The sequence below is a fragment of the Legionella quinlivanii genome (genome assembly GCF_003265995.1).
Lineage (GTDB): Bacteria > Pseudomonadota > Gammaproteobacteria > Legionellales > Legionellaceae > Legionella_C > Legionella_C quinlivanii_A.
Genome location: NZ_MVJN01000011.1, coordinates 37,485 through 60,215, shown reverse-complemented (window position 1 = coordinate 60,215; position 22,731 = coordinate 37,485). Strand labels below are relative to the sequence as shown.

Here is a 22,731-nt window from a genome sequence, read left to right as displayed (position 1 = left end):
TAACTCCCCTGATACGTCATCCTGAGCGTAGCGAAGGATCTCAAACTGCTTAGAGCTGAGCCAGCTTCAGGAGATTCTTCACTGCGTTCAGGATGACGTTGAGACGATTTGATTGAATTAAAGTCCACAATCTGGTGAGTTACCTTGTTTTCAACATGGGGCCATATGTAATAAATTTGAAAAAAAAATATACTTACTGGCACAAACTAAAGTATTTGAGCTAGAATGATTCTTTAAATGCCTTTGAACAGCCAAAAATGCCTGCATTACATTTGTTATTTACGCTTGTAGTTGTCGTAGTTTGGGGAGTCAACTTTCTTTTTGTCAAACTGGGGTTGCAGGAAATTTCCCCGCTCATGCTCTGTGCGCTTCGCTTTGGGCTGGCCAGTATACCGGCAATTTTATTCATCAGGCCGCCTGCCATTCCACTGCGCTCTATTATTTCTTATGGGCTGATTACCTTCGCTTTGCAGTTCTCCTTTTTCTTTGTAGGCATGTATATGGGAATGACGCCTGGAATGGCCTCCTTAATCATCCAGACTCAGGTTTTCTTTAGCATGTTGTTTGCCTTCCTGATTATTAAAGAAAAACCGGGACTTTGGCAAATAATTGGAGCACTGGTATCGTTTATTGGAATTGGCATGGTTGCCTTGCACTTTGACAGTCAAGTCTCCCTGGCGGGATTTCTATGTTTACTCGGTGCTGCCGCGTCCTGGGGACTGGGTAATTTAATTATCAAAAAAGGTCCTAAAGTGAATATGATGGCGGTTGTGGTATGGGGCAGTTTTGTTGCCTTTATTCCCATGCTCATCCTGGCCCTGGCTTTTGATGGCATTCATTCGTTGGGCGATACCCTCAATCATCTCAGCTGGAAAGGATTGGGTTCATTACTTTATATTGTCTATATATCGACCTGGGTGGGCTATGGGCTTTGGAATTGGCTATTAAGCCGTTATCCCATTGCGGTAATTGTTCCCTACACTTTACTGGTCCCTGTTGTAGGGATGATTAGCTCTTCCTTGTTCCTGGATGAGCCTTTTCAGGATTGGAAAATAAAGGCCGCTTTATTCGTGCTCTCCGGCCTTGTGATTAATATTCTTAGCATTAAACTTCGCTCTCAGCTTAAGGCGAAATCTGCGGTGGCTGGGAGATTATCACCCATAGCCGGCAAAGAAGAACCCGAGCCAAACAAATGATTGCCAGAACGTGACTGACTGGCACTCCTTACCGGCGCCGGTTGATTGCCTGAGCTTGTTTTATGGTTGACATCCTGCACAAGGTTTAACTGGCTGATCACAGGGCCGAATGAGGAAAGCTCATTTTCCTGTTCCAGTATTGATTGCATAGCGTCCAATTGATTATTTTGTATATACAAGCAAAGTAATTGATGACGATTGCCAATGAATAATTCCTTATGATTAGTTAGCCAGCGCTCTATTTTTGGATTGTCAGGCATTAGACCGCCCAGTTTCTGGTAAGTTTTTTCAATCTGCTCACGCAGGTCCAGTTCATTGGATGGCAAAGACTGCCATTCAAACAGGCGCAATGCTTCGTATAAGGCGTTCAGGCTCCTCGGTGAGACGTCCTGACGGCTATGCTTCAGCAATTGCTCCAGATCCTTGGGCAAGACTGAACCTTCAGCAAGGACATCCATTTTTTGATAACTAAAGCGGGATGAATCCACTGGAGTTTCAAATGGGAGCACATAACGGGGTGCCCTCGGTTTGAACCAGCCTTCCCAACCGTAGAAAAATGACCGCCTGCACCATAATCGGAACGATAAGAGCCATCCTGATTTAGTCATTAATTTGCGTTCAAACTTTGCTTCCTGTTTTGCGCGTTGAAGATGAGCCTCGACCTCGGGATTGGCTTTAGCGAAAGGTTTCATTTCTTTACAAAATTGAACCAGCTCATCATATTTTTTCTGCATTCCTTGAATTTGTAAGTATTTTTCCGCATTAAAACAGAGCAAATGAAATTTAATTCGGTTATTTAACAACTGCGGGTAATTAGTCAGACAGTTGAACAACACATTGCCTGTCTCTTTATTTAAGTCAGGCTGTGTTAACAGCCAGCTGACTTTTTCGAGCAGCGCTTGCTGATCTGATGGGATCCTGCTTTGAGGATGAGAGTCCAGATAATCTTCCAGAAATAATTGCAGCATTTCTGGCTTGCCATGGAAGTGAATCAGAAAATAACTTAAAAAACTGATGGTTTCTTCAGTCTGACTAATTGCGCTTAATAAGGTCTTATTTTCCCAAGGCGATTGGAATTCGCTTTCTGTAGTTTCTGTTGCAGGGAGATTACTGGTTTGCCAAAGTCTTTGGGATGGGCTGGATGCTGTTGTGCCCTGGCTTTTTGCTTTAAGCCAAACAGGCTCAAGCATTCTTTTGGTATTAATGCGCCCATCATCATAGAAAATTGAGCAGTCTGAAAAAACGGTATTGCTATAGCGATAGGTTCTTGTAATCTCAATAATTGATTCTTTTAGAGAGTCAAAATGATTATCTTCATAGAGGCTGAGTAATAGTTGCATACTCTGATTGGTCAATTTGGCTTCTCTCTGCTTCAGGGAATAGATGAGCTCGCCAATAAACTGAACCAGCGCTGGTTCTTCTTGATTTCGGTGCAGGTATAAGTGAATACAGTGATCCAGATGAACCCCGCTGTATAAGCCCGTCAAAGAGGCGGGCTGTCGTATATCAGGCAGTTTGTTCTTAAAACGCGCGTCAATGATCCTGGAGAGGAGCTCGTCCCGTATGGTATTTTCGAGTTGTTTCATGAGTTCCGCAAAATCAGGGAGAATATTCATCAGGATGATTAATGGCTTTTGAGCGCCAGGCAGGCGGGCATAATGTTTAAACCAATAGAGGAGGAAGGGGGATCTCTTTTCAGCGATACATTCGAGGAGATTGTTCAATATTTCAGGCGTAAAATGGTTAAATTGTCTGAATGAACAAAGTATTTCGGCTGCGGCCTCTGCCTGCAAGCTGCTGAGACTACCTTCAGGGATTAGTGGCAGCTTGATGTGATTCGACAGTGAGCCGAGGCGCAGGGAACCAGGACGACTTGCGGTTAAGCCTGGACTGTCGAGCAGTGTTTGTCCCGGAAATTGCAGCAGGCAATCTGCACGGCTCAGCAGATGGCAGACTAGTAAACAGTTTAAACTGGTATTGTCAATTCTTTTTGAGAGAGCCATTAGCGCATCAACCGGGAATTGGCAGACCATTAACAGATTTAGAAATTCCTTAATCGATTGCTCGTCTTCTAAAACAGCCTGCTGATGCTGCTTTTCCAACAAGCCTATTCTTAGCCAGGCAGGATTCGCCGCTGTCTTTTTTGCCAGTAACTGCTCTTTGATCCACTTCCAGCTGAGTAATGGAGTAAATAATGTCAAAATCCGGTCATCAATAGCCGTTTTCTGGTCCAGGCTAATCAATAAGCACTGACGTAATGACTCAGGATACAAGTGCAATTCATTGCAAAATTCCTCTACTAATCCCGCATGAATAAGCAGCCCAATTAATTTGTCCAGCCATTGGAGTTGCTCTGCCTGCTGTTCACCGATATCGAGCATCCATCGCTTGAGCTTATCCAGCAAATCATGCGGTTGTTTTGTTCTGTTAAAACTTAATGCCAGATAATGAAAATACACCGCAGGATAATCTCGATAGACTGAGGTGCAAAGTTCATCTACTCTTTGCAAAAATGTTTCATCGTCAGATGACAGCAAGGTTTCCACTAGCAATATGTTTTCTGTTAATTGAGCTGATACCACAGTGTTATTGTGCTCCTTCCAATGCTGAAGAATGGAATTCATAGAGGCAATAGCTGAGAAATCAATAACGTCTTTTTTTATATGGGCCGACGCTGTATTCAGCCAAATAGTGAATTCAGCAGCGGGTTCTACAGAGAAAATCAGTTTTTGCAAGGTCGTAAGCGAAGCGACAGACTCTCTGGTTAATTGTCCAAACTGTGCTGCAGTCAATTCGGCCAGACAAGAGGGGGCAGGTACCGTTTCTGGAAAATAATTGGCTAAGTGTTGTTGTAAACGGTTTTTGATCTGCTCAATACAAAACCTGCTTGAGCTGGGATGATGGCTCAGGGTATTCAGAAATTGATAGTGGAAGGCTGGATTTTCAAGCGCAATTCTAATGGTATGCTGTAAAAGCCGCTCATTAAGGGCCTGAATCAGGTTCAGATTTTGCTGATTCTCAAGCAAATAACTCAGGCTTAGTAAAAATTCCAGAGTAATCGCCTCATTAGGCGGGTTAAAGGCTGGTGCATAACTGTTAAAGATGATAGCAAGCTCTGCTACGTCAAGCTTAAGACCGGGGCTTCTTAATGCAGCCAGGCGTTCATTATCATAATGATTATGGCCGCTTTTTAATGCTTCAGCAGCAATCATTCGCCCGTGTTTTTTTAGTCTTTCCTCATTGATGTGTAAATGCTGAATTTCCGTTTGCAGCCATTGCAGTTCCAAATTCTGGCTTAAGGATTCGGGTAGAGTCACAAGCCCTGCCTCCTTTTTTGAAATGCCTGAAGCCTGAGCTTTCTGTACCATGGATAGAAGTAGGGGGGCATAAGCTAAACGATAAAAACGGGTGCAGGTCAATAATTCTTCGAGACTTTGACTGCCCATGCCATAAAGTACCGAAACCAGCTCCTGGATACTTGAATATTTTGTTAGCAGCTTGCTGAATTTAGCCAGATTCGCTGCGTGTACGGGGTTTTCTCTTTGCTGCAGATGAGTTATCAGTAATGAAGGGGATACAGCGCTGAGTAGTTTGTATAACAAGGGAGGAATAATGTTTATGCCTGATTGGGTAAACAAACAATTGTCCAAAATCCACTCCTGGACTTTTATATCCTGTAGAATCTGGGGATCTCTAAAAAAAACATCCATCAGCTCATTAAATTTTGTGCTGATTAAAAACTGCTGTTGTTCCTGCCATTCTTTATGAATAGCCTGGGCATTAGCCAAGGCATCACTTTCTGCTTTAGGTAGCAGGCTAATGCGCTTCATATTAATTCTGGCAAAATAAGACTCAGGATTAAACAAGGCATACAGACGCGGTGAGGAGTAATATTCAATTGCTGTGAGATGGAGCTTAAATTTTCCCCACGCGCCTTGAATGGTTTGGATTTGTTCCTGTTTAAGCGCATTAAGCGGTATGGCTGGGGCTTGACCGAGTGAATCGAAGGACTTAATTAGTTCACTGACTGATTGGGGCAAATCATTGATGACCTGCTCAGCGATTCCTTTTCCCTGTTTCAGCAAGGGTTGTATTATATTTTTAACAACCCCGGTATTCACCAATGGATGAGAGGGATTTACCGCTTCCTCTCCAAGTTCCATCAGCACGCCTTCAATCAGGGGCAGTCTTTGCAGCCAACGGGCTGACACGAGGGTATTTTCAGAAACACTCCCGGTATTGGCCAATGGTTCGTAAAATTCATTGAGCTTTATGATTTCCTCAAGAAATTCCATTTGGGCCTGCATGGCGATAACTTCGTCAGCAAAACCTAAATACTTTAAAAGAAGAGGATGGCATTGCCAGCCTTTCCATGGATGGAGCCAGGCATCGCGCATATACTGATTTAGAAGTCCTGCGCTCTCGATGGGCATTTCCCAATCAGGGTTTTTTAAAAAGCTCTGTATCTGCTGGCGTCGTGATACGGACTCCATAATGAGTTGATGCAGCTGCTCCTGACAGGCGTTTTCTTCTGTATAATTTGCCAGAGCAGCCAATGCCTGCTCGTCGGCGTTAATTTTATTCAACCAGTCGGCAAGAGCCAGATGATTGCGCTGCAAATATTGGAAGAGACTGTTGACGAAATTAAATTTTAGTTTGGGCTGTGTCTGGCTATTCAATATCCGGCACAACTGCTCTGCAGAGCTTAGTTCAGACAGCAATCTATCGATCTGTGCAGGCGCCAGAGTATGAATACCTTCCGGGTGTCTGGCAATTAAATCGACAAAAACGAAAAGTGTCTGGCTGTGTAAAAAAATTTCATATAAAGCCTGTACTGATAACACTCTGGCCAGGGTAATCAGAGAAGACCACTGAACGTCTTCCAGTTTGCTTTGCTGTAACACATTGACAGCCAGTTTTTTTTGTCTTTCGATTGTAAGCTTATGAAATAGGAGAACATATTGCTCTTCTGTGATCTTGGCGGGAGGTTTCATAAGCAGGGATTGGATAAACTCCTGGCAGCAATCGCTATCCATAAAGCCTTGATTCTGGATTATATCAAAATGCTCCAGCAGCGTGCTGGTGAACGGATGATGCTCAATATCAGCCTCGGGCAGATCGATAAGCCAGATATTGACTGCCTGTGAAAATTGCTGGCTGCCAAGGATAATCGACGTCCAGGCGGTATGCCGTTGCCGCAAAATTTCCATACTGTTAAATGTGACCTGCTGGAACTCCTGAACAAATTGATAGTGGTTAGCTTTATGAACCGCAGAGTTAGAGGATAGTTTCGCAAAAAATTCAATCTGGCCTAAAACCAAGGCCCGATGAGACTCCTGCTCATGGTTTAAATCGAGCTCCATTAACATTCGGTTAAACACGGGAATCACATCCAGGTTCACTGATTCCGGTTTAATTTGCCGCTGTGCGTCTGCAAGATGACGCTCTCTATCTACTGGGGTGAACAATTTTAACTGTTCAGCCAGAATTGGATAATGGATGGCCGGCAGTGATTTCTGTGCTAATTCAATGAAAAGTTTCGGCAAATAAAACTGCAGTTCAGGCAAGGCATAGACCGTTTGCAGAAAGCCTTGCTCTCTTGGCAATAAAGAGAACAGGCTGGCCCGGTCAATCGTATCCAATTGGCCATTTTTGATAAGCTGCTTCAGCCAATCTGGGAAATTTTGAACAATTTCCTCTGTCTTGCCAGTATCAACGAGCCAAAATATTTCCTCCTGGGAAAGCCCTGACATGGCTTTTTTAAAATGGCGAAGGCTTACAATAAATTGAAAAACCTGATTGTCCAAAACCGGATTTTCAGCCTGCGAATTGGTTTGATTAATTAGTTGATGAATAAATAATTGCGGTGTTTCCTGTAAGTCGACCGTCTTTCTTACCTTAGCCCAGTTAGTTAAGGTGGGGCCTTCCAGTGATTGAAGAAGTATGTTGATGAGATCCATATCGGGAATTTTCTCAAGCAACTCATCATCAATCTGGCTTAGGTAATCAGGGCTTAGTATAGAGCCTGGTTGGTTTGTAAGCGTGATACTTAGCTCTTTGAGGGTTTGGGATTGCCCTAGTTGTGTACAAAGTAATAATTGGCATGCGTTTTCACTGTATTGTCCAGCATGCAGTAATTTCCAGCAACTATGCTTTAGTGCATTAAAATTATTCTTTCCAGCAGCGCTTAACAAATGCTCCACTTTGTAGAGATTCTTAAAGATCTTTTGCAATACAGAGGCTTGGTTTTTGTAGAAATGTAAGAGACGCAAGGCCCGTTCATCCATTTTTTCAGGATTGTACGTAATTAAGTCAAGGATGCGGACTGCGCGTAACTTTAGGTCATTGTCCGCATTATTAACGAGTACACCCTGAAGAATTTGCGGGGTGTAGTCTTGCAGTATGGACGAGCGTGAACAAAGAGAGTGAAAACAGGCCGGTGTCGTAAACAGCTGTTCTGCAATAAGGGTGACAATATTCTTGTCATCCTCATTATTATATTTAATCCATTGATGTATGGGAGCTGAACTATCCAGTGTCGCTTGCATGCGGGTGCAAAACTGTATCAGCAACTGATGTAAGGGGGCCAGATAACTGCTGTCCTGTTTTGATTTTTTAATTAAACTGATAATGAGCTGAATGAGATGTGCTGGTTCAAGTTCTGGCAGTACGGTGTCGAGAATTTCCTGATGGACCTGAGGAGTCAGCAGTATTAAATATTCAAAAAATGAATGCTTATCTTTCTTCTTTAGATAATCACTTAAGAAAGTAAACTTTTCGTCGGTATTCTGATTACGGAGTAAATGGATATAAAAACGATAAAATTCCTCTTTGCTGAGCAATTCAAGCAGTTGCTGTTGTTCTTTAGCCGATATTGTCCTTATCAAATTTAAAAGAAAGGGAAACAGCAGGACCTTTTTTATATTGCTTTCAAACAGGGCAGAAAGCCATGCCATTGATAATTTCGAAAATCCATTAAGATGCGAGGAAATGAGTTCCAAAGGTTGCGCTCTGGATTTCTTGGGTAAAATGGCAATTGTCTGCGCTATCCGTTTGCAATCAGCTGCCTGATTGGCCGATGATTTCAACTTTTCGCACAGCACACGGCAATATTGTTTACAAAGCGATTCCTCCGGGTGGAAAATCTGTTGTAAAGCCAGAATGTGGCTGCAAATGGGAATTAACTGTTCTAATTCGAGCAGATTGAGCAAACTTTCAGTTAGCCGTTGGGATTGACCTGAGTTCTGAGTTAAAAAATTAATGGTGAAACTCTGGTCCGGAGTATTCCGGCTTATGTCTTTTACGAACTGGAGCAATTGCTCCAGTTCCTCAGTTTGCTTGTAATACTCACTTAAAAAGCGGATACAAAAAGCAGTATTCAGTTTATCGCGTTTGAAAAACTGTTTGAACAGTTCTTTTCCGCTGGCTGCTTTGGAGACGGCAACCATTACCGGAATTACTTCGGCAACAAATTGCGAGTCTTCCCAGTTAAACAGGGAATAATGAGTAAGAACTTCTGAGACCAGGCTTTCCTGGAGAGGTTTTTCCGCAGAGCTTTTCAGGCGCGCGATCATTAGCCAGTTAGCCAGATTCGGCCTGTCCGCTATAATTTTCTGATAAGCGCTTTCCGAAGCTTTGGCTCTGATGGCGAGCGCCTGAATAAGATTTTCATATTTGTTTAGATAAGTCTGTCTGGATGAGGCAAATCGTCCGTGAGCTTCCTGATTTTCCTTGGCGTAGGTAGAGGCAATGGCGCGCAGTTTTAAAATGCTGTCAATAAGCTCCTCATCCTCGAGCAAGAGTGACAGGCTGTTAATGGATTGTGCAGGTATTTCGGCAGCAGAAAGCAGGAGACAACTGCTCAGACGCTGCAAATGAGCTTTGGCTTCGGGTTCCTGGAGCGATTCATTTTTCAGGATATAGCCAATCAATTCACCAAGCCAGACGGCATCCTTTTCGGGTCTATCGGTCAGTGCGGCATAAAGCGTTTCCCGCTGGGTATTGGATAAGATGGCCAGCAAACTGGTTAAGGCTGTTCTGCGCTCGCCTGACTTAATCCAGGTGCTTAGAGCAAGCAGACATTGAGGCCATAAGTCAGGGGTTTCATTGATTCTGTCGAAGCTTGCTTTAAGTGCTTGCTGCTGATCGCGCTCCAGAATCTGTGAAAGAAAATGAATGGATATCCTGGTGGTAATCACCTCCAGTCTGTCATCGCTTCCACCGGTTTCGATCACCTTTAACAGGGTTTCCAATAAATCAAAAGAGTGCTGCTGAGCCAAATCATCAACAAGCTTGCTTAACAGGCTAATATCCGGTTTGTCTGATTGATAAGCAATGAGTAAAGCAGGGAGATCGGCTTTGGCCAGTAATGAGTCGACAAATTGATTGGGCATTTAAAACCTCCTTGTTACAGCGCAACTTCTAGCGTTCCCAAAAGCGAGGGGAAAATAAAATCAATAAAGAGAAAATTTCCAGGCGTCCGGCAACCATAGCAAAGATAAGAACCCATTTGCTCCAGTGATTTAAGACGGCCATATTTTCACTGATTGCTCCTAAACCTGCTCCTGAATTGGAAATAGAAACGGCAATTGCGGAAAATGCAGTAAGGAAATCATTGCCGAATCCCATAAAAATTAACAGCAATAGAATAAATAAAGCAATAAATACAGAAATAAAGCTCCACATGGATTGCAAAATGGGTTCTGGCAGACAATGCTTGCCAATTTTGATGGGCACTATAGCATTGGGATGAACCAAACGAATCATTTCTCGCCTGGATTGCTTAAAAATGAGCAGGGCGCGAATGACTTTGATGCCGCCACTGGTTGAGGCAGCGCAGCCGCCAATCAAACCAAGCATTATTAGCAAGATAGGTGTAAAAGTGGGCCAGTCATTAAATGGTTCGGCAATAAAGCCTGTGGTGGTTGCCAGGGAAATTATGTTAAACAATACGGTAATCACGGTATTGTGGCTGATATCAAAGAAGTCATAAATCACCAGACTACCGGTCACAATCAGAGTAGCAATTAAAAGAAAGCTGACATATGTGCGAAATTCCTCATCCTGCCAGTAATGTTTTAAACTTCGTTTTTTGAAGGTAAAAAAATGAAGTGCAAAGTTTGTCCCTCCCAATAACATAAAAAAGCAGGCGACCGACTCAATCAATTCACTTTGATAGAATGCAAAACTGTTGTCATGCATGGAAAAGCCGCCTGTGGAAACGGTAGAGAAACTTTCGCCCAGCGCATCAAACCAATCCATTCCGCTTATCCAATAGCAAAGCATACACAGCAGAGTTAATAAAACATAGATTGACCATAGCGCTTTGGCTGTTTGGGCAATCCGCGGGGTGAGTTTGCTATCCTTCATTGGGCCAGGGGTTTCAGCTCGATACAGCTGCATACCACCAACCCCCAGCATAGGCAATATGGCCACCGCGAGAACTACGATACCCATACCTCCCAGAAATTGCAGCTGCTGGCGGTAGAACAGAACAGCATGCGGAAGACTGTCGAGATCACCAATAATTGTAGCGCCGGTTGTAGTTAAGCCCGAGACCGATTCAAAAAAAGCGTCAGTAACTGGATTAGGACTTTGTATTGCAAACAGAAAGGGCAGCGATGCAAATAAACAGAGAACGCTCCAGAAAAGGGCGACGATTAAAAAGCCATCTCGAGTCTTAAGCTCGTTTCTGCTTTGGCGAAAGAGCAGCCATAACAAGCCGCCTGTACCAAAAGTACAAAGGAAGGCGATTATAAAGGGCCATAGAAAATCTTCCCGGAAAATGATATTAAAAAGGATAGGAGTGAGCATGCTGATACTAAACAGCATGAGCAAAATGCCAAGGATGCGTAAAATCGTTTTAATTTGCATTATTAACCCACAAAACTCAGGCTCACCTGGAAGAGCGATTCAATGTTGCTAATATATTTTTTCTTTAAAATCAGAAGGATGATGTGATCTCCTGATAGCAATATCAGTTCAGGATTAACCATTAATACCTGGCCATTACGAAATAAGGCTGCTATTGAACAGCCTGCCGGTAAATTCAATAAACTCACTGGGCGTCCAACTACTTTCGAAGTGTGCTCATCGCCATGAATAATTAATTCTACAGCTTCTGCTTCGCTATGTTGGAAGCGATACACCTTAACCATATTCCCGCGGCGCAGTTTGGTGAGAATACTGCCAATTGTAATCAGCTGCGGTGAAATAGCCTGATCGATATTGCTGCCTTCAATCAGATCCACATAGGCATTGCGGTTAACCAGGGCCATTACCTGGCGGGCGCCCAGACGTTTTGCCTGCAGACATGACATGATATTGACTTCATCGTCGTTAGTTACTGCACAGAACACATCGGTAAACTCGATATTTTCATTGACTAAAAGATCACGATCGGCGACATCACCCTGTAATACAGTGCCCTTGTGCAATTGAGTCACCAAATCATGGGTTCGATCAGGGCTTCGATCAATCACTTTAATTCGATAGCGATGTTCCAGAGCCTGCGCCAGCTCGGTACCGATATGCCCGCCGCCGGCAATTATGATACGTCGATTGGGGTGAGTGTAGCGTCCAAGCGCAATCAGTGCTTCTTTAATTGCTTGTGGGGAGGCAATAAAAATGACCTCATCACCGCTGGCAACCTGCATCTCATCCTGCGGTGAGAGTACGTCCTTATCGCGAAAGATCATCACAACGCGCGCTTCAATCCCCTGGAGATGTTCATGAAGTTGCCTGATAGTCTTGCCTACCATTAAACCCGAGGATAACGGCTTGATAGTCACCATTAATACATGGCCGTCAGCAAAGTCGAGAACCTGAGATACACCGGGATAGTCAATAAGACTTTCGATATGGTCAGTTACCAGTTTTTCCGGACTGATGCATACATCAACCGGAACATGCTCATCCTGAAATAGCTGCGGGTATTTATAATAGTTATGCGATCGAATACGAGCTATTTTGGTCGGCGTGCGAAAGAGACTGTAGGCTATCTGACAGGCCATCATGTTAATTTCATCGCTATTTGTAACCGCAATAAGCATATCGGCTTGTTCAATACCTGCTTCAATTAATACACTCGGATAGGCTGCATTTCCGCGCACCGTCTGTATATCAAGACGATACTGCAACTCCTGCAGGCGGCTTTCATCCTGGTCGATTAAAAAAATATCATTATTTTCTCTGGCCAGATTTTGTGCCAGCGTTCCCCCGACCTGGCCTGCTCCCAGAATGACTATCCGCATAACAGTAAAGTTCCTTCATAGACAAAAGTGGCAGGACCAGTAAGATAAATGGGGGAGGCCTGATTTTGCCATTTTACGAGGAGTTCACCGCCAGGCAGATCCACCTGAATCGTTTCCTCCATCTGGTAAAAAAGGCGGCCGATAGCTGCAGCAGCGACGGCTCCGCTGCCACAAGCCTGGGTTTCACCGCAGCCGCGCTCATAAACACGAACCTGCAGGCGATCATTGGTAATTATCTCCATAAACTCCGCATTGACTTGCTCCGGGAACAGGGGATGAAAACTGATTTCCTCGCCAAGGGTATTTACCGGGGCTTTCTGAATGTCATTTACCAGAGTTACGGCATGGGGATTCCCAACGCTAATTGCATGAACGGCGACATTGTTCCCCTTGGCTAATGATAATACATAAGAGTCTTGCTGCTGGGTCACCAGGAAAGGGATCTCTTTGGGATTCAGACTCGGTGGCGGCATTTCAATGGTTACAGAGTCATCTTTATTCAGGATTAGCTGCATGGTGGTGGTATGCGTACCGACGCGTATTTTCTTTTTAGTAGTCAGGCCATAATGGTAGAGAAATCGGGCAATGCAGCGTGCCCCATTTCCGCATTGTCCCACCTCCTGCCCGTCCGCATTAATGATGCGATAAAAGAAATCAAGCGATTTATCTTTTGACGGTTCAACGATGAGGCATTGATCAAAGCCTATGCCTCGATGACGATCGCTCAGCGCAATAATCTCTTTGGCAGTTAAATTGGCAGTTTGGTTAATTGCGTCTATGACGATAAAATCATTGCCTAAACCGTGCATCTTTGTGAATTTCAGACTCATGTTTTGGCTCTCGGGTTGGTCAGGATTCAGGGGCTGTTTGTTCTGGTAAATAAAGCGGTCCCTTTTGGCCGCAGGCTGACACATTGGCTATCAACACAACAACTAACAGCACTTGCCCAAGGATCTTTCCTGATAATTTCATAGAAAAACTCCATGTCCGTATTTAATTATAATCATCGTCAGTGTGATATAAAAGAGCCGCGGTGTAAATGATTCACAGTCTGTTTAGTGTGCAATCCATAAAACAAGGCATCTTGTGAGCGGTTTGACAGGATATCCTGGATGGAAAGATTAGGCCGTCACAAGTGAGCTGATTCGCTCCGTTTCCAGTTGATCCAGTGTTTTAAAGGTATCGAGCATGGCCCTGTTGTAGCGCTGATGAGAGCAGGCGTTGATAAAATGTTCTTTTTGACGTGCAACTGTCACTCCATGCGAGTTGGTTTCTGTCCAGCTCAGCATAAAGTGCAGGGTTTGAGGAATTAAATTATCTTGCTGATAGTGAGGGGTTACCTCAATGCGTACACTCGGAACGTTTGGCCATTGCTGTTTCAGTTTTTCAGCGGTGTCGTTTTCGATAGCTTCCAGTATATTGAGATTGGCTGCTCTCGTTGCCGCGGTAATAGACTGCTGATCGTGCTCGCCTCCGAGGAATAAGGCAATTAAATGCGTCCAGTGAAACATATGACCTGTAGACTCGGCATCAATTTCTACGCCATGGGCTTTAAACACGTCCTTGCAGGCCGCTCTGAAGATTGTAAACTGATTGCATGGACGCTTTTTATTCTGATTTTCTTCAATCTGGTGAAGGGTTGCCGTAAATGTAACTTTGCCAGCTCGTTCCCAGATATGCTTGAATCGTGTTTTCAGGGTGGCCACAGACTGCCCGGGCACCCTGAGCGCGCCGTTAAAACGCGGGTTATTATCAGGAGTCGTATGAGTCCATAACTCTGAGGTCTCTGTTCTATAGGCCAGGCGTGCCTCTCGGCCACCCGGCGTTCTTCCTACTTTCAGATAAGTGCGGCAGTTCTCCCCAGGGCTTGTCGGCTGAATTTCTGCTATGCGAACGCCTTTGTCTTTTAGCGGCGACTGACAAAATGTATTGGAAGCGTTTTTCGCCAGAATAAGCCGATTGGTCGAATAATCGATTTCCTCCTGGCTCTGCCGTTTTCTTTTACTCGGGGGTTGAGAATGAAAGAAGGGAGTACAATTTCGCCGCGGTTTTTTTTCTGCCAAAGCGGCAATCAGATTATCATGATTAAGATTTTGAAGACGGGCTAAATGCAGCTGTAAAAAAGGCCTCGATAATCGCTCCCTTTCCTGGGTATCAAAGCGTTTGTATAATTCAAACCAGACGTAGGGCGTCAGGTTTAAACCATTTTCAGCAGGCAGCAGGGACGAGGCCTGTATCGCAAATGAAGTGAGGTTTTCCTGATTATAATTCTCCTGCAGGTAATTAAAATGATACCATCTGGTGTCGCTGCTGCAGTCGGTTTTAGAGATGTATTGGCCAATGCAGTCTTCAGGGAGACTTAATTGAGCGGCAAGTCCTTCTGTCAGGCGTTTAGCGGAGTCTTTTGTATCGGCAGTCTGGTGTAAGCGGCAAGCCTCATTCCAATCCTGAGGAGATAGTTTTCTGGATTTTTTTTCTTGCAGGAACAGGAGGAAGGACTCGATTTGCTCTATCATTGGGCTGGTTGATTACAAATAATACATCAAGGAGGTTATTTTATCATGCTTTTAACGATCCTGCCAGATCGCTGAGCTTTAAAACGGATATCAATTTGTCCAGGGATAAATTCAGGCCATTTGAATCAATAAGTCAGTTTCATCAGGAATCATTGCTTTTTCTTGCACTGTGATAGCGCATTGGTGATAATTTCCCTTTTTTCGGAGAGCTTTGTTGAACGTTTACACAAAAGAGCCAGATACACCGCCGTTGGCTTCGGTAATTTGGATGCATGGTTTAGGAGCTGACGCCTCGGATATGTCAGGGTTAGCATCACAATATCCAATAAGCACGCTGCCCGTTCGTCATGTGTTTATGAATGCTCCCGTTCGGCCTGTGACGATAAATGGCGGCATGCACATGCCGGCCTGGTATGACATCGTCGGCTTTGAGTTAACCGATCGCGAAGATGGCGAGGGAATCAAGGAATCCGAAAAGCAAATCAATGCGGTTATCCAGTCGCAGCTTGAAACGGGCATGACTGAAAAGCAGATTATATTAGCTGGCTTTTCCCAGGGAGCTGCAATGGCTTTGCATACGGCCTTGAACCGCCCTCAGGCAATTGGCGGTGTCGTGTCGCTTTCCGGCTATTTGCCTCTTGCCAGTGAATGCCAGTTCCATTTACCCCGCGAAACGCCTTTTTTTATAGGATATGGACGTTTTGACAATGTCGTTTTACCCGATTGGACTAACTACTCTTGCAGGTTTTTAGAATCCAGGGGTTATCATGATCTGACCATAAAAGACTATCCGATGGAACATTCTATCTGTCAAAGTGAGATTAATGATTTAGATAGCTGGTTAAAAAGATTGCTGGGAGAAAAGGCATGACGATTGTACAAAAGTCACGCATTGTGAAATTTAGTTGCGAGCAAATGTATACACTGGTTAATGAAGTGGAGCATTATGCCGAGTTTCTTCCATACTGCAGTCAAAGTATTATACATCATCGAGACGCTGACGAGGTCCAGGCGACATTGCTCATCTCGGCTGCCGGAATGAATAAATCATTTACAACTCGCAACCGTTTGCAAGCAAATAAAATGATTGAAATTCGTTTGGTCGACGGGCCCTTCAGCCATTTAGAAGGGTTCTGGCGTTTTGATGAGGTTGATGAAGGGTGCAAAATCTCTTTCGACCTCGAGTTTGAGTTTGCCGGCAGAATGTTTTCGATGTTGCTGGGCCCTATTTTTGAGCAAATTACCAATAAGATGGTGGATGCGTTTTGTGACCGGGCAGAGAATTTGTATGCTTGACATTGAGGTGGTGTTTATTCCTTTGGGACAAGAGATATTTCAGGTTAAATGTTCGCTGGCTGATGGTGCCACTGTTGGAGATGCGATCCGACAATCTGGGTTATTGGACGTCTACCCTGAGGTTTTGGAATTGGATTATGGTATTTTCTCAAGAAAAGTATCTGCTGATACGCAATTGAAAAACGGGGACCGGGTGGAGGTCTATCGTAAATTAACCAATGACCCCAAGGAAAAAAGGCGTATTCGAGCCAAAGCTGTAAAATGAAATGGCAGTGCATGCTGGTTAAACCCGGCTTGCAGCCAGGCTTAACCGCTAAAGTCTAGGGAAAATGCTCAATACGAGTCAGCACGCCATTACTGAAATATAAGGAAACGTTTTTTACCTTGAGCGGTGAGCTGCCTTTGCGCCAGGTGTAGGCATAATCCCAACGGTTATTATTAAAGGTTGGGCTCAAAAGACTGCTTCCCAATAAAATAGCGACATCTTGTTTGCTCATGCCTGTCTTAAGCCGAGATACAGTGGATTGCGGTAAAAGATTACCCTGCTGAACGATTCGTCTTGAAAAATCATAAGAGGCGCACGATGCAATGCCGAATGAAATTGTAAGAGCAAGTAATAAACGTAACAATCGCATAATTTTGCCTGTCCTGAAAAATTTCGCCATAATAGCATGTCATTCGTAGAAAGACACTCCAATCGATTAGCTTTTTAAGGAGCCTGTGTGGAAGAGAGCCAACAGTTAAAAGACGCTGGATTAAAAATTACCATGCCCAGACTCAAGGTATTACAAATCCTTGAACAGTCTAAAGAACACCATCTTAGCGCCGAGAATGTCTACAAGGCATTATTGGACATGGGCGAGGATGTAGGCCTGGCCACGGTATACCGAGTTTTAACCCAGTTTGAAGCTGCTGGCCTGGTTGCCCGACACAATTTTGAAGGAGGGTATTCAGTTTTTGAATTGACCCAGGGTGATCATCATGATCATCTTGTCTGTGTTAAATGCGGACGGGTGGATGAATTTGTCGATGAGGTGATTGAAGAGCGTCAGCGGCTGATTGCTGAACGTGCCAATTTTAAAATGACTGACCATGCGCTGAATATCTATGGTCTTTGCCCAAATTGCCAGGTGAAATGATTAGACTATTTATCATGGAGATGATGGATAAAGATAAATTCTCTTGATGACCGGTAAACTGAATTATACTTAGGCAAAAGATCAGTATTGCAAGGAAGTTACAAAAATGAATGAGGAATTACGCAAAGCATATGCCGCCGCTGAGTATCCGGTAATGGATATTGGTGGAATTCTGCTTGATAACAAGCTATTGCCTGACTCTCCGGTGAATCTGGTACTGAAATCCTTTAACCGGCATGGGTTGATTGCTGGCGCCACCGGAAGTGGTAAAACCAAAACCATGCAGGTGCTTTGCGAGCAATTGTCACTCGCCGGTGTTCCCAGTCTGGTCATGGATATAAAGGGCGACGTGTCAGGGTTGGCTTTACCGGGAGTGGAAAATGATTTTTTACGAAGGCGCTGCCAGGACTTGAATTTATCGTTTACCCCGCGCGGTTTTCCGGTTGAGTTTCTAACTTTGAATGACGAGCAGCAAGGCGTTCCTGTCAAAGCGACAGTCGCTGATTTTGGTCCCATTCTGTTTTCACGGATGCTGGACATTAATGAAACGCAATCCGGTGTGGTAACCGTTATCTTCCAATATGCAAAAGAAGAGCAACTTCCCTTAATCGATTTAAGTGATTTCAAAGCCTTGTTACAGTATGTACAGACAGATGCCGGCAAGACAGAGATAGAATCCCGTTTTGGTGGAATCGCTTCTTCGTCGATAGGTATTATCACCCGTAAAATTATCGAACTCGAAACGCAGGGCGGTAACAGTTTTTTTGCAGAACCCGCATTTAATGTGATGGATTTGATGCGCACAACGAATCAGGGGTTAGGCATTATCTCCATTCTTCGATTAATGGATATGCAGGATAAACCCAAGCTATTTTCAACATTCATGCTGAAGCTTTTATCGGATGTATACCGTGTGATGCCAGAGCTAGGGGATCCGGATAAGCCGAAACTGGTGTTATTTATAGATGAAGCGCATCTTATCTTCAAAAATGCCAGTAAGGCCCTGCTCAATCTGCTGGAAACCATTGTCAAACTGATTCGTTCAAAAGGAATTGGTCTGATATTCAGTACACAAACACCCAAGGACATTCCTGATAGCATTCTCAGCCAGTTAGGTTTGAAAATTCAGCATGCCCTGCGCGCCTTTACCGCTAAAGATCGACAGGCCATGAAGCTGGTGGCTCAGAACTTTCCACCGACTAACTATTATAATACAGAGCAGCTATTAACCTCTTTGGGCATTGGAGAAGCGTTACTCAGTGCTTTGGATGGGAAAGGCCAGCCGACGCCATTAATTCAGTGCATGATCAGAGCGCCCGAATCGCGTATGGGCGCTTTAACTGAGCAAGAGCTAAGTTCAGTGGTCCAACAATCCTCTCTGGTATCGCAATATCGGCGGAAGGTCAATACGCGTTCAGCAGCCGAAATTCTTGCAGAGCGCAAAAAGAATACTATCGATATGACCCTGGATGAAAGTAAGAAACGAAAACCAAGGGAGCAGGCAGAGCCTTCAATGATTGATCAATTAAGCAAAAACAGCTTATTTCGGCAATTGGTTCGTCAGTTCTTTCGTCAGCTTACTGATCAGCTGCTTAAAATTCTGGGCGTGAAGAAACGCCGGTAATGAGGGTCGTGCCATTAAGTTAAGCCCCATTTTCTATTAAACTGTCTTCCCCGCGAATGCGGGGAACCATCTCTGAGCTAGCGATAATGCCAACTGAGGAGTGGATTCCCGCCTTCGCGGGAATGACCAATTCCTTAACTTAATGGCCGTGGGCAATGGGGATGGAGGTAATATTGTCTATACTTAAGGGGAGTAATTGGTAAAAGCAAAAGCCTCGCGGCGTTAAAAATGGAGTGACACGGAAGTGCTCTTTTTAAATAATATGCAAAAATTTCGCAATATCATTACCATAAAAATATTTGCTTCACTATCTTTGCTGATCAGTCTTTTTGGTATGATGCTGTGGATTGTGGCTGCATCACAGATTCATATCTTTGCAGGTAGTCATTATCCCATGCAGTTTAATACTGCATTGTGCATTGCCTTGAGCAGCATCTCTATATTGGCCTTACCTTCAAGGAAAAAGTTGGCGTTAATTTTGAGCCAGTTTGCCAATCTTCTGGCTGTTCTGACCTTTGCTCAATATCTGACCGATATGAATTTTCGTATAGATGACCTGTTTGGTTACATGGACCTAAACGTGACCTATCCGGGACGGATGGCTCCAAATACGGCCTTGTGTTTAATTTTATTAAATACTGCTCTTCTGATGCACCTTAAATGTCATTCGAGAATTATACGCTTCACCCAACTAGCCCTCGTTTGTGTAGTCTTTGGCTTGACTTTCCTGTCGGCTATTTCCTATTTTCTTGAGATTAAAGCCGTTTATCTATGGTCGGGTTTGACCGCTATGTCGATCCAGACCGCACTGGGTATTATCTTTTTAAGCAGTTCCCTTATTACTTTGTTTCTTCTTCGTTTTCGGAGTTTTTATGTGGGTTTGATCGAAACTATTGCGATAGTGGTTACCGGAACACTTGCGTCCATCCTGTTCTGGCAGTTTTTGTATATGGATTTTGAATACAATGTACAGAAAAAAATTCAAAATGAGGCGATGGTGGTCAGTAATGAAATCAAGACTGTTCTTGGATCTCAGGCTGAAGCGGCAAGGCGCTTTTTCTATCGGGTCAGCGATTCACCTATAGACGATGAACGAATAAAAAAAGATGCTGTTCATTACCTCGAAGATATGTCGAGCCTGGTATATATCCAATGGCAGGCAAACCAGGGTTTAATGACCAATAGCAATCAACGGGCGGTGAATCAGGGCGAGTGGGCGCCGCTCTGCGATAATGCCCCATCCACAAGTACCGGAATACGAACAGTAGTTTCTCGAAAGCAGTCAAATAATCATTATTATCTCTGTTTGCTGAGTGCGAATGATTCAAACAGGCTTATGCTTTTCGATTTTACCAAATTTCTATCCGATACCATTAACAGTCTTCTGCCGCGAGGCTTTAATCTCAGGATTTCTGATAATCAGCATATACTTTTTGAGCGTTTGTCTACTGAACCCAGTAATAGCAGCAATTTGCGATTTGCCGATAAACTGGAGGTGTATTCTCTTGCGGGTGAACTGCGGTTCTTCATCTGGCCAAGTAACAATTATTTACGAAGCAATAGCCCTGTTTTGCCCGATTTCTTTTTATTTTTTGGCCTGATAATCACCGGCCTTTTGGCATTTATTAATTATTTGAAACACAGCGTCAATATGAAAAATGAAAAGCTGCGTAATACGATGCAAAACAGAAACCAGCAATTATCTGAAATGAAAGCCAAGTATGAACGCATTTATGAATACTCCCCTGATATGCTTTTATTCATTGATACGGGCAACCTAATTACGGAGTGTAATGAAACGTTCGTTGATTCAATGGGCTATTTTAGAAAAAATGGTGTTTTGGGACGTAGTTTATTTGATGTATTGCATTTAAAAGATAAAAAAATTAAAAGGGATATAGCTAAAATACTGGCGGACAGAGGAGCAATAAAAAACCTGGAATTGCCGTTGACCAATCTAAATGGAGAAGAGTCCCTGGTAATGTTAAAAGCCAGCCCTTTTCTGAATGAAGAAAAAGAGTTCCTGGGATATTCGTTTAGCTTACGTGATATTTCGGATATCAACGCCTTAAAACAGGAATTAATGGCTCGTGAATACAGTGTCAACTTATTCCGCGAGAATATTGCTCTTTACGATCACATTCTTGACGAAACGACTGATGGCTGGTGGGATATTAATCTGGAGACGAAAGAATGCCGCTTGTCAAAAAAATTGCTTCGTTCTTTAGGTCTGGATGCACGTTATTCTCATTCACATGTGAATTTTTTTAGAGAGCATGTGATTCCTGAAGATTTTGCTATTGTCGAAAACAATTTAAAACAACATTTGCTTTCCAAAGGCCGCTTTCCTTTCAAACAGGAGGTTCGTTACAGACATCAAAATGGAAAGCTGGTATGGATCTTTTGCCGTGGTCAAGGCATTCTCGATCCCGATGGTAAAATTCGACGGGTTGTTGGTACGCATGTTGATATCAGTGCCCTTAAGTTAACCCAGGCCAAGTTATCAAAAAAAATCAAGGAAATGGACTTAATTGATCAATCAACTCATTTGGTTTTAATGTCTGATGATATCGATACGGCGCTTAGGAACTGCTTATCGCTGATTGGCCTTACAACTCCCTTTTCCAAAGGTATTCTTTATCGCTATCACCCCGCCGCCAATGTCATGGTGGCTACAGCTATCTGGTCTAAAAAAGAGATTGAACCTGAAATGTTAGGGGAGGGGGAGTTCCCTCCTTTTTCGCTAGCCTATGGTGAAGGGCTGGCGGGGAGAGCATGGCAGGAAGGAAAGTCACAATTATCTGGCGTTGACATTGAAAAATTCAAGGCGATTCTGGTTAATAAGTGGAATAAACTTACCTTAAATCAGGTGATCGCCGTGCCTCTTTTTTTAAGTGATAAGGTGGAATGTATTTTTGAGTTTTATCCAACAAAAAAATTAGTCATCAATGAAAATGAGCTGGGTCTTTTTGATATTCTGGCCACACAATTAAGTCTGGCACTGGAAAGAAAAAAAGCAGATTATCTGCTAAAACATTTAGCCTTGCATGACGAGCTTACCCAACTGCCTAACCGTCGTGCCTGCCTTGAAATGCTCGAAATGAGCTTAAGCCGCGCGAAGCGGAGTAATAGCCGGTTTGCATTAATGTTTCTTGATCTGGATGGCTTTAAACAGGTCAATGACAGCTTTGGGCATCATATTGGTGATTTACTACTGATTGAAGTGAGTCAGCTGTTTAGAAAAGCGATTCGCAAGCAAGATTATCTGGCGCGTCTGGCCGGTGATGAGTTCATTATTATTGTAAATGATTTACTTAATCAGGAAATGTTGGCGGTACTGGCTAATCGGTTGATTCAATCTCTTTCACGCCCTCTGGTACTGGAAAATAATATTGTGAAAGTATCGGTCAGTATAGGCTGTGTTACTTATCCAGAGGCAGGTCAGAACATCGAGGACCTTTTACGAGGCGCGGATTATGCCATGTATAAGGTCAAACAGGGCGGTAAAAACAGTTTCTCGGGTTTATCCTGAGATTTTAAGCCCCTCTCTAACTCTCACTGCCATTCAGTTAAGGAAATTTTGTCTTTCCCGCGAAGGCGGGAATCCATCCCTCAATTGGCATTATAGCGAGCTTAGAAATGGATCCCCGCCTTCGCGGGGAGGACAGTTTATGTACAACTGAGCTTAACTTAATGGCAGTGGGGATT

General features: G+C 43.7%; 14 protein-coding genes. 7 read left to right on the top strand and 7 right to left on the bottom strand.

Translation table 11 applies throughout. The features are described from left to right. Positions 1-257: 257 nt before the first annotated feature. The gene (locus B1207_RS13600; RefSeq protein WP_112220480.1) at positions 258-1,196 is read left to right on the top strand and encodes an EamA family transporter; all 939 of its coding nucleotides are present in this window, start codon (positions 258-260) and stop codon (positions 1,194-1,196) included. On the opposite strand, the gene B1207_RS13595 is transcribed toward B1207_RS13600, so the two are convergent. From B1207_RS13595 to B1207_RS13570, 6 genes are all read right to left on the bottom strand, one after another. Further along, positions 1,118-9,589: a hypothetical protein gene (locus tag B1207_RS13595; RefSeq protein ID WP_112220479.1), complete on the bottom strand. Its 8,472-nt coding sequence runs from the start codon at positions 9,587-9,589 to the stop codon at positions 1,118-1,120. The genes B1207_RS13600 and B1207_RS13595 overlap by 79 nt on opposite strands. Before the next feature lie 28 nt (positions 9,590-9,617). Beyond that, positions 9,618-11,069, bottom strand: coding sequence for a TrkH family potassium uptake protein (locus B1207_RS13590; protein ID WP_112220478.1), 1,452 nt, complete (start codon positions 11,067-11,069; stop codon positions 9,618-9,620). A 2-nt stretch (positions 11,070-11,071) separates the two neighbouring features. Then, complete coding sequence (gene trkA / locus B1207_RS13585) at positions 11,072-12,448, bottom strand: Trk system potassium transporter TrkA (protein WP_112220477.1); 1,377 nt, start codon at positions 12,446-12,448, stop codon at positions 11,072-11,074. Then, positions 12,439-13,278, bottom strand: coding sequence for a diaminopimelate epimerase (dapF, locus tag B1207_RS13580; RefSeq protein ID WP_112220476.1), 840 nt, complete (start codon positions 13,276-13,278; stop codon positions 12,439-12,441). Before dapF ends, trkA begins: the two co-directional genes overlap by 10 nt. A 19-nt stretch (positions 13,279-13,297) precedes the next feature. Then, positions 13,298-13,420 carry an LPS translocon maturation chaperone LptM gene (gene lptM, locus B1207_RS13575; RefSeq protein ID WP_112220475.1) on the bottom strand — a complete coding sequence of 41 codons (123 nt, stop codon included), beginning with the start codon at positions 13,418-13,420 and terminating at the stop codon, positions 13,298-13,300. Positions 13,421-13,569: 149 nt separating this feature from the next. After that, positions 13,570-14,964 carry a DNA/RNA non-specific endonuclease gene (locus B1207_RS13570; RefSeq protein WP_112220474.1) on the bottom strand — a complete coding sequence of 465 codons (1,395 nt, stop codon included), beginning with the start codon at positions 14,962-14,964 and terminating at the stop codon, positions 13,570-13,572. Positions 14,965-15,178: 214 nt separating this feature from the next. Here B1207_RS13570 and B1207_RS13565 point away from each other — a divergent pair, with 214 nt between their 5' ends. From B1207_RS13565 to B1207_RS13555, 3 genes are read left to right on the top strand one after another with little or no spacing between them, the layout of a single operon-like run. After that, complete coding sequence (locus tag B1207_RS13565; RefSeq protein WP_112220473.1) at positions 15,179-15,835, top strand: alpha/beta hydrolase; 657 nt, start codon at positions 15,179-15,181, stop codon at positions 15,833-15,835. Continuing rightward, positions 15,832-16,260: a type II toxin-antitoxin system RatA family toxin gene (locus tag B1207_RS13560; RefSeq protein ID WP_112220472.1), complete on the top strand. Its 429-nt coding sequence runs from the start codon at positions 15,832-15,834 to the stop codon at positions 16,258-16,260. The genes B1207_RS13565 and B1207_RS13560 overlap by 4 nt, the downstream gene beginning before the upstream one ends. Next, a complete protein-coding gene (locus tag B1207_RS13555) occupies positions 16,253-16,525 on the top strand; it encodes an RnfH family protein (RefSeq protein WP_112220471.1) in 273 nt (90 codons plus the stop codon). The genes B1207_RS13560 and B1207_RS13555 overlap by 8 nt, the downstream gene beginning before the upstream one ends. Before the next feature lie 55 nt (positions 16,526-16,580). On the opposite strand, the gene B1207_RS13550 is transcribed toward B1207_RS13555, so the two are convergent. Beyond that, complete coding sequence (locus B1207_RS13550) at positions 16,581-16,925, bottom strand: outer membrane protein assembly factor BamE (protein WP_058507975.1); 345 nt, start codon at positions 16,923-16,925, stop codon at positions 16,581-16,583. Between the two features lie 57 nt (positions 16,926-16,982). On the opposite strand from B1207_RS13550, the gene fur reads away from it, so the two are divergent. From fur to B1207_RS13535, 3 genes are all read left to right on the top strand, one after another. Further along, on the top strand, positions 16,983-17,399 hold the full coding sequence (gene fur / locus B1207_RS13545) for a ferric iron uptake transcriptional regulator (protein WP_112220470.1): 417 nt from the start codon (positions 16,983-16,985) through the stop codon (positions 17,397-17,399). Between the two features lie 106 nt (positions 17,400-17,505). Beyond that, positions 17,506-19,023 carry a helicase HerA-like domain-containing protein gene (locus B1207_RS13540; RefSeq protein ID WP_112220469.1) on the top strand — a complete coding sequence of 506 codons (1,518 nt, stop codon included), beginning with the start codon at positions 17,506-17,508 and terminating at the stop codon, positions 19,021-19,023. A 334-nt stretch (positions 19,024-19,357) separates the two neighbouring features. After that, entirely contained in the window at positions 19,358-22,555 is a 3,198-nt protein-coding gene (locus B1207_RS13535) for a sensor domain-containing diguanylate cyclase (RefSeq protein WP_172458308.1), read from the top strand. The last annotated feature ends 176 nt before the right edge of the window (positions 22,556-22,731 follow it).

Bases quoted from the DNA above. Each gene is read 5' to 3' on its own strand.
- B1207_RS13600 (WP_112220480.1), top strand. From the start codon at position 258: ATGCCTGCATTACATTTGTTATTTACGCTTGTAGTTGTCGTAGTTTGG.
- B1207_RS13595 (WP_112220479.1), bottom strand. From the start codon at position 9,589: ATGCCCAATCAATTTGTCGACTCATTACTGGCCAAAGCCGATCTCCCT.
- B1207_RS13590 (WP_112220478.1), bottom strand. From the start codon at position 11,069: ATGCAAATTAAAACGATTTTACGCATCCTTGGCATTTTGCTCATGCTG.
- trkA (WP_112220477.1), bottom strand. From the start codon at position 12,448: ATGCGGATAGTCATTCTGGGAGCAGGCCAGGTCGGGGGAACGCTGGCA.
- dapF (WP_112220476.1), bottom strand. From the start codon at position 13,278: ATGAGTCTGAAATTCACAAAGATGCACGGTTTAGGCAATGATTTTATC.
- lptM (WP_112220475.1), bottom strand. From the start codon at position 13,420: ATGAAATTATCAGGAAAGATCCTTGGGCAAGTGCTGTTAGTTGTTGTG.
- B1207_RS13570 (WP_112220474.1), bottom strand. From the start codon at position 14,964: ATGATAGAGCAAATCGAGTCCTTCCTCCTGTTCCTGCAAGAAAAAAAA.
- B1207_RS13560 (WP_112220472.1), top strand. From the start codon at position 15,832: ATGACGATTGTACAAAAGTCACGCATTGTGAAATTTAGTTGCGAGCAA.
- B1207_RS13555 (WP_112220471.1), top strand. From the start codon at position 16,253: ATGCTTGACATTGAGGTGGTGTTTATTCCTTTGGGACAAGAGATATTT.
- B1207_RS13550 (WP_058507975.1), bottom strand. From the start codon at position 16,925: ATGGCGAAATTTTTCAGGACAGGCAAAATTATGCGATTGTTACGTTTA.
- B1207_RS13540 (WP_112220469.1), top strand. From the start codon at position 17,506: ATGAATGAGGAATTACGCAAAGCATATGCCGCCGCTGAGTATCCGGTA.
- B1207_RS13535 (WP_172458308.1), top strand. From the start codon at position 19,358: ATGATGCTGTGGATTGTGGCTGCATCACAGATTCATATCTTTGCAGGT.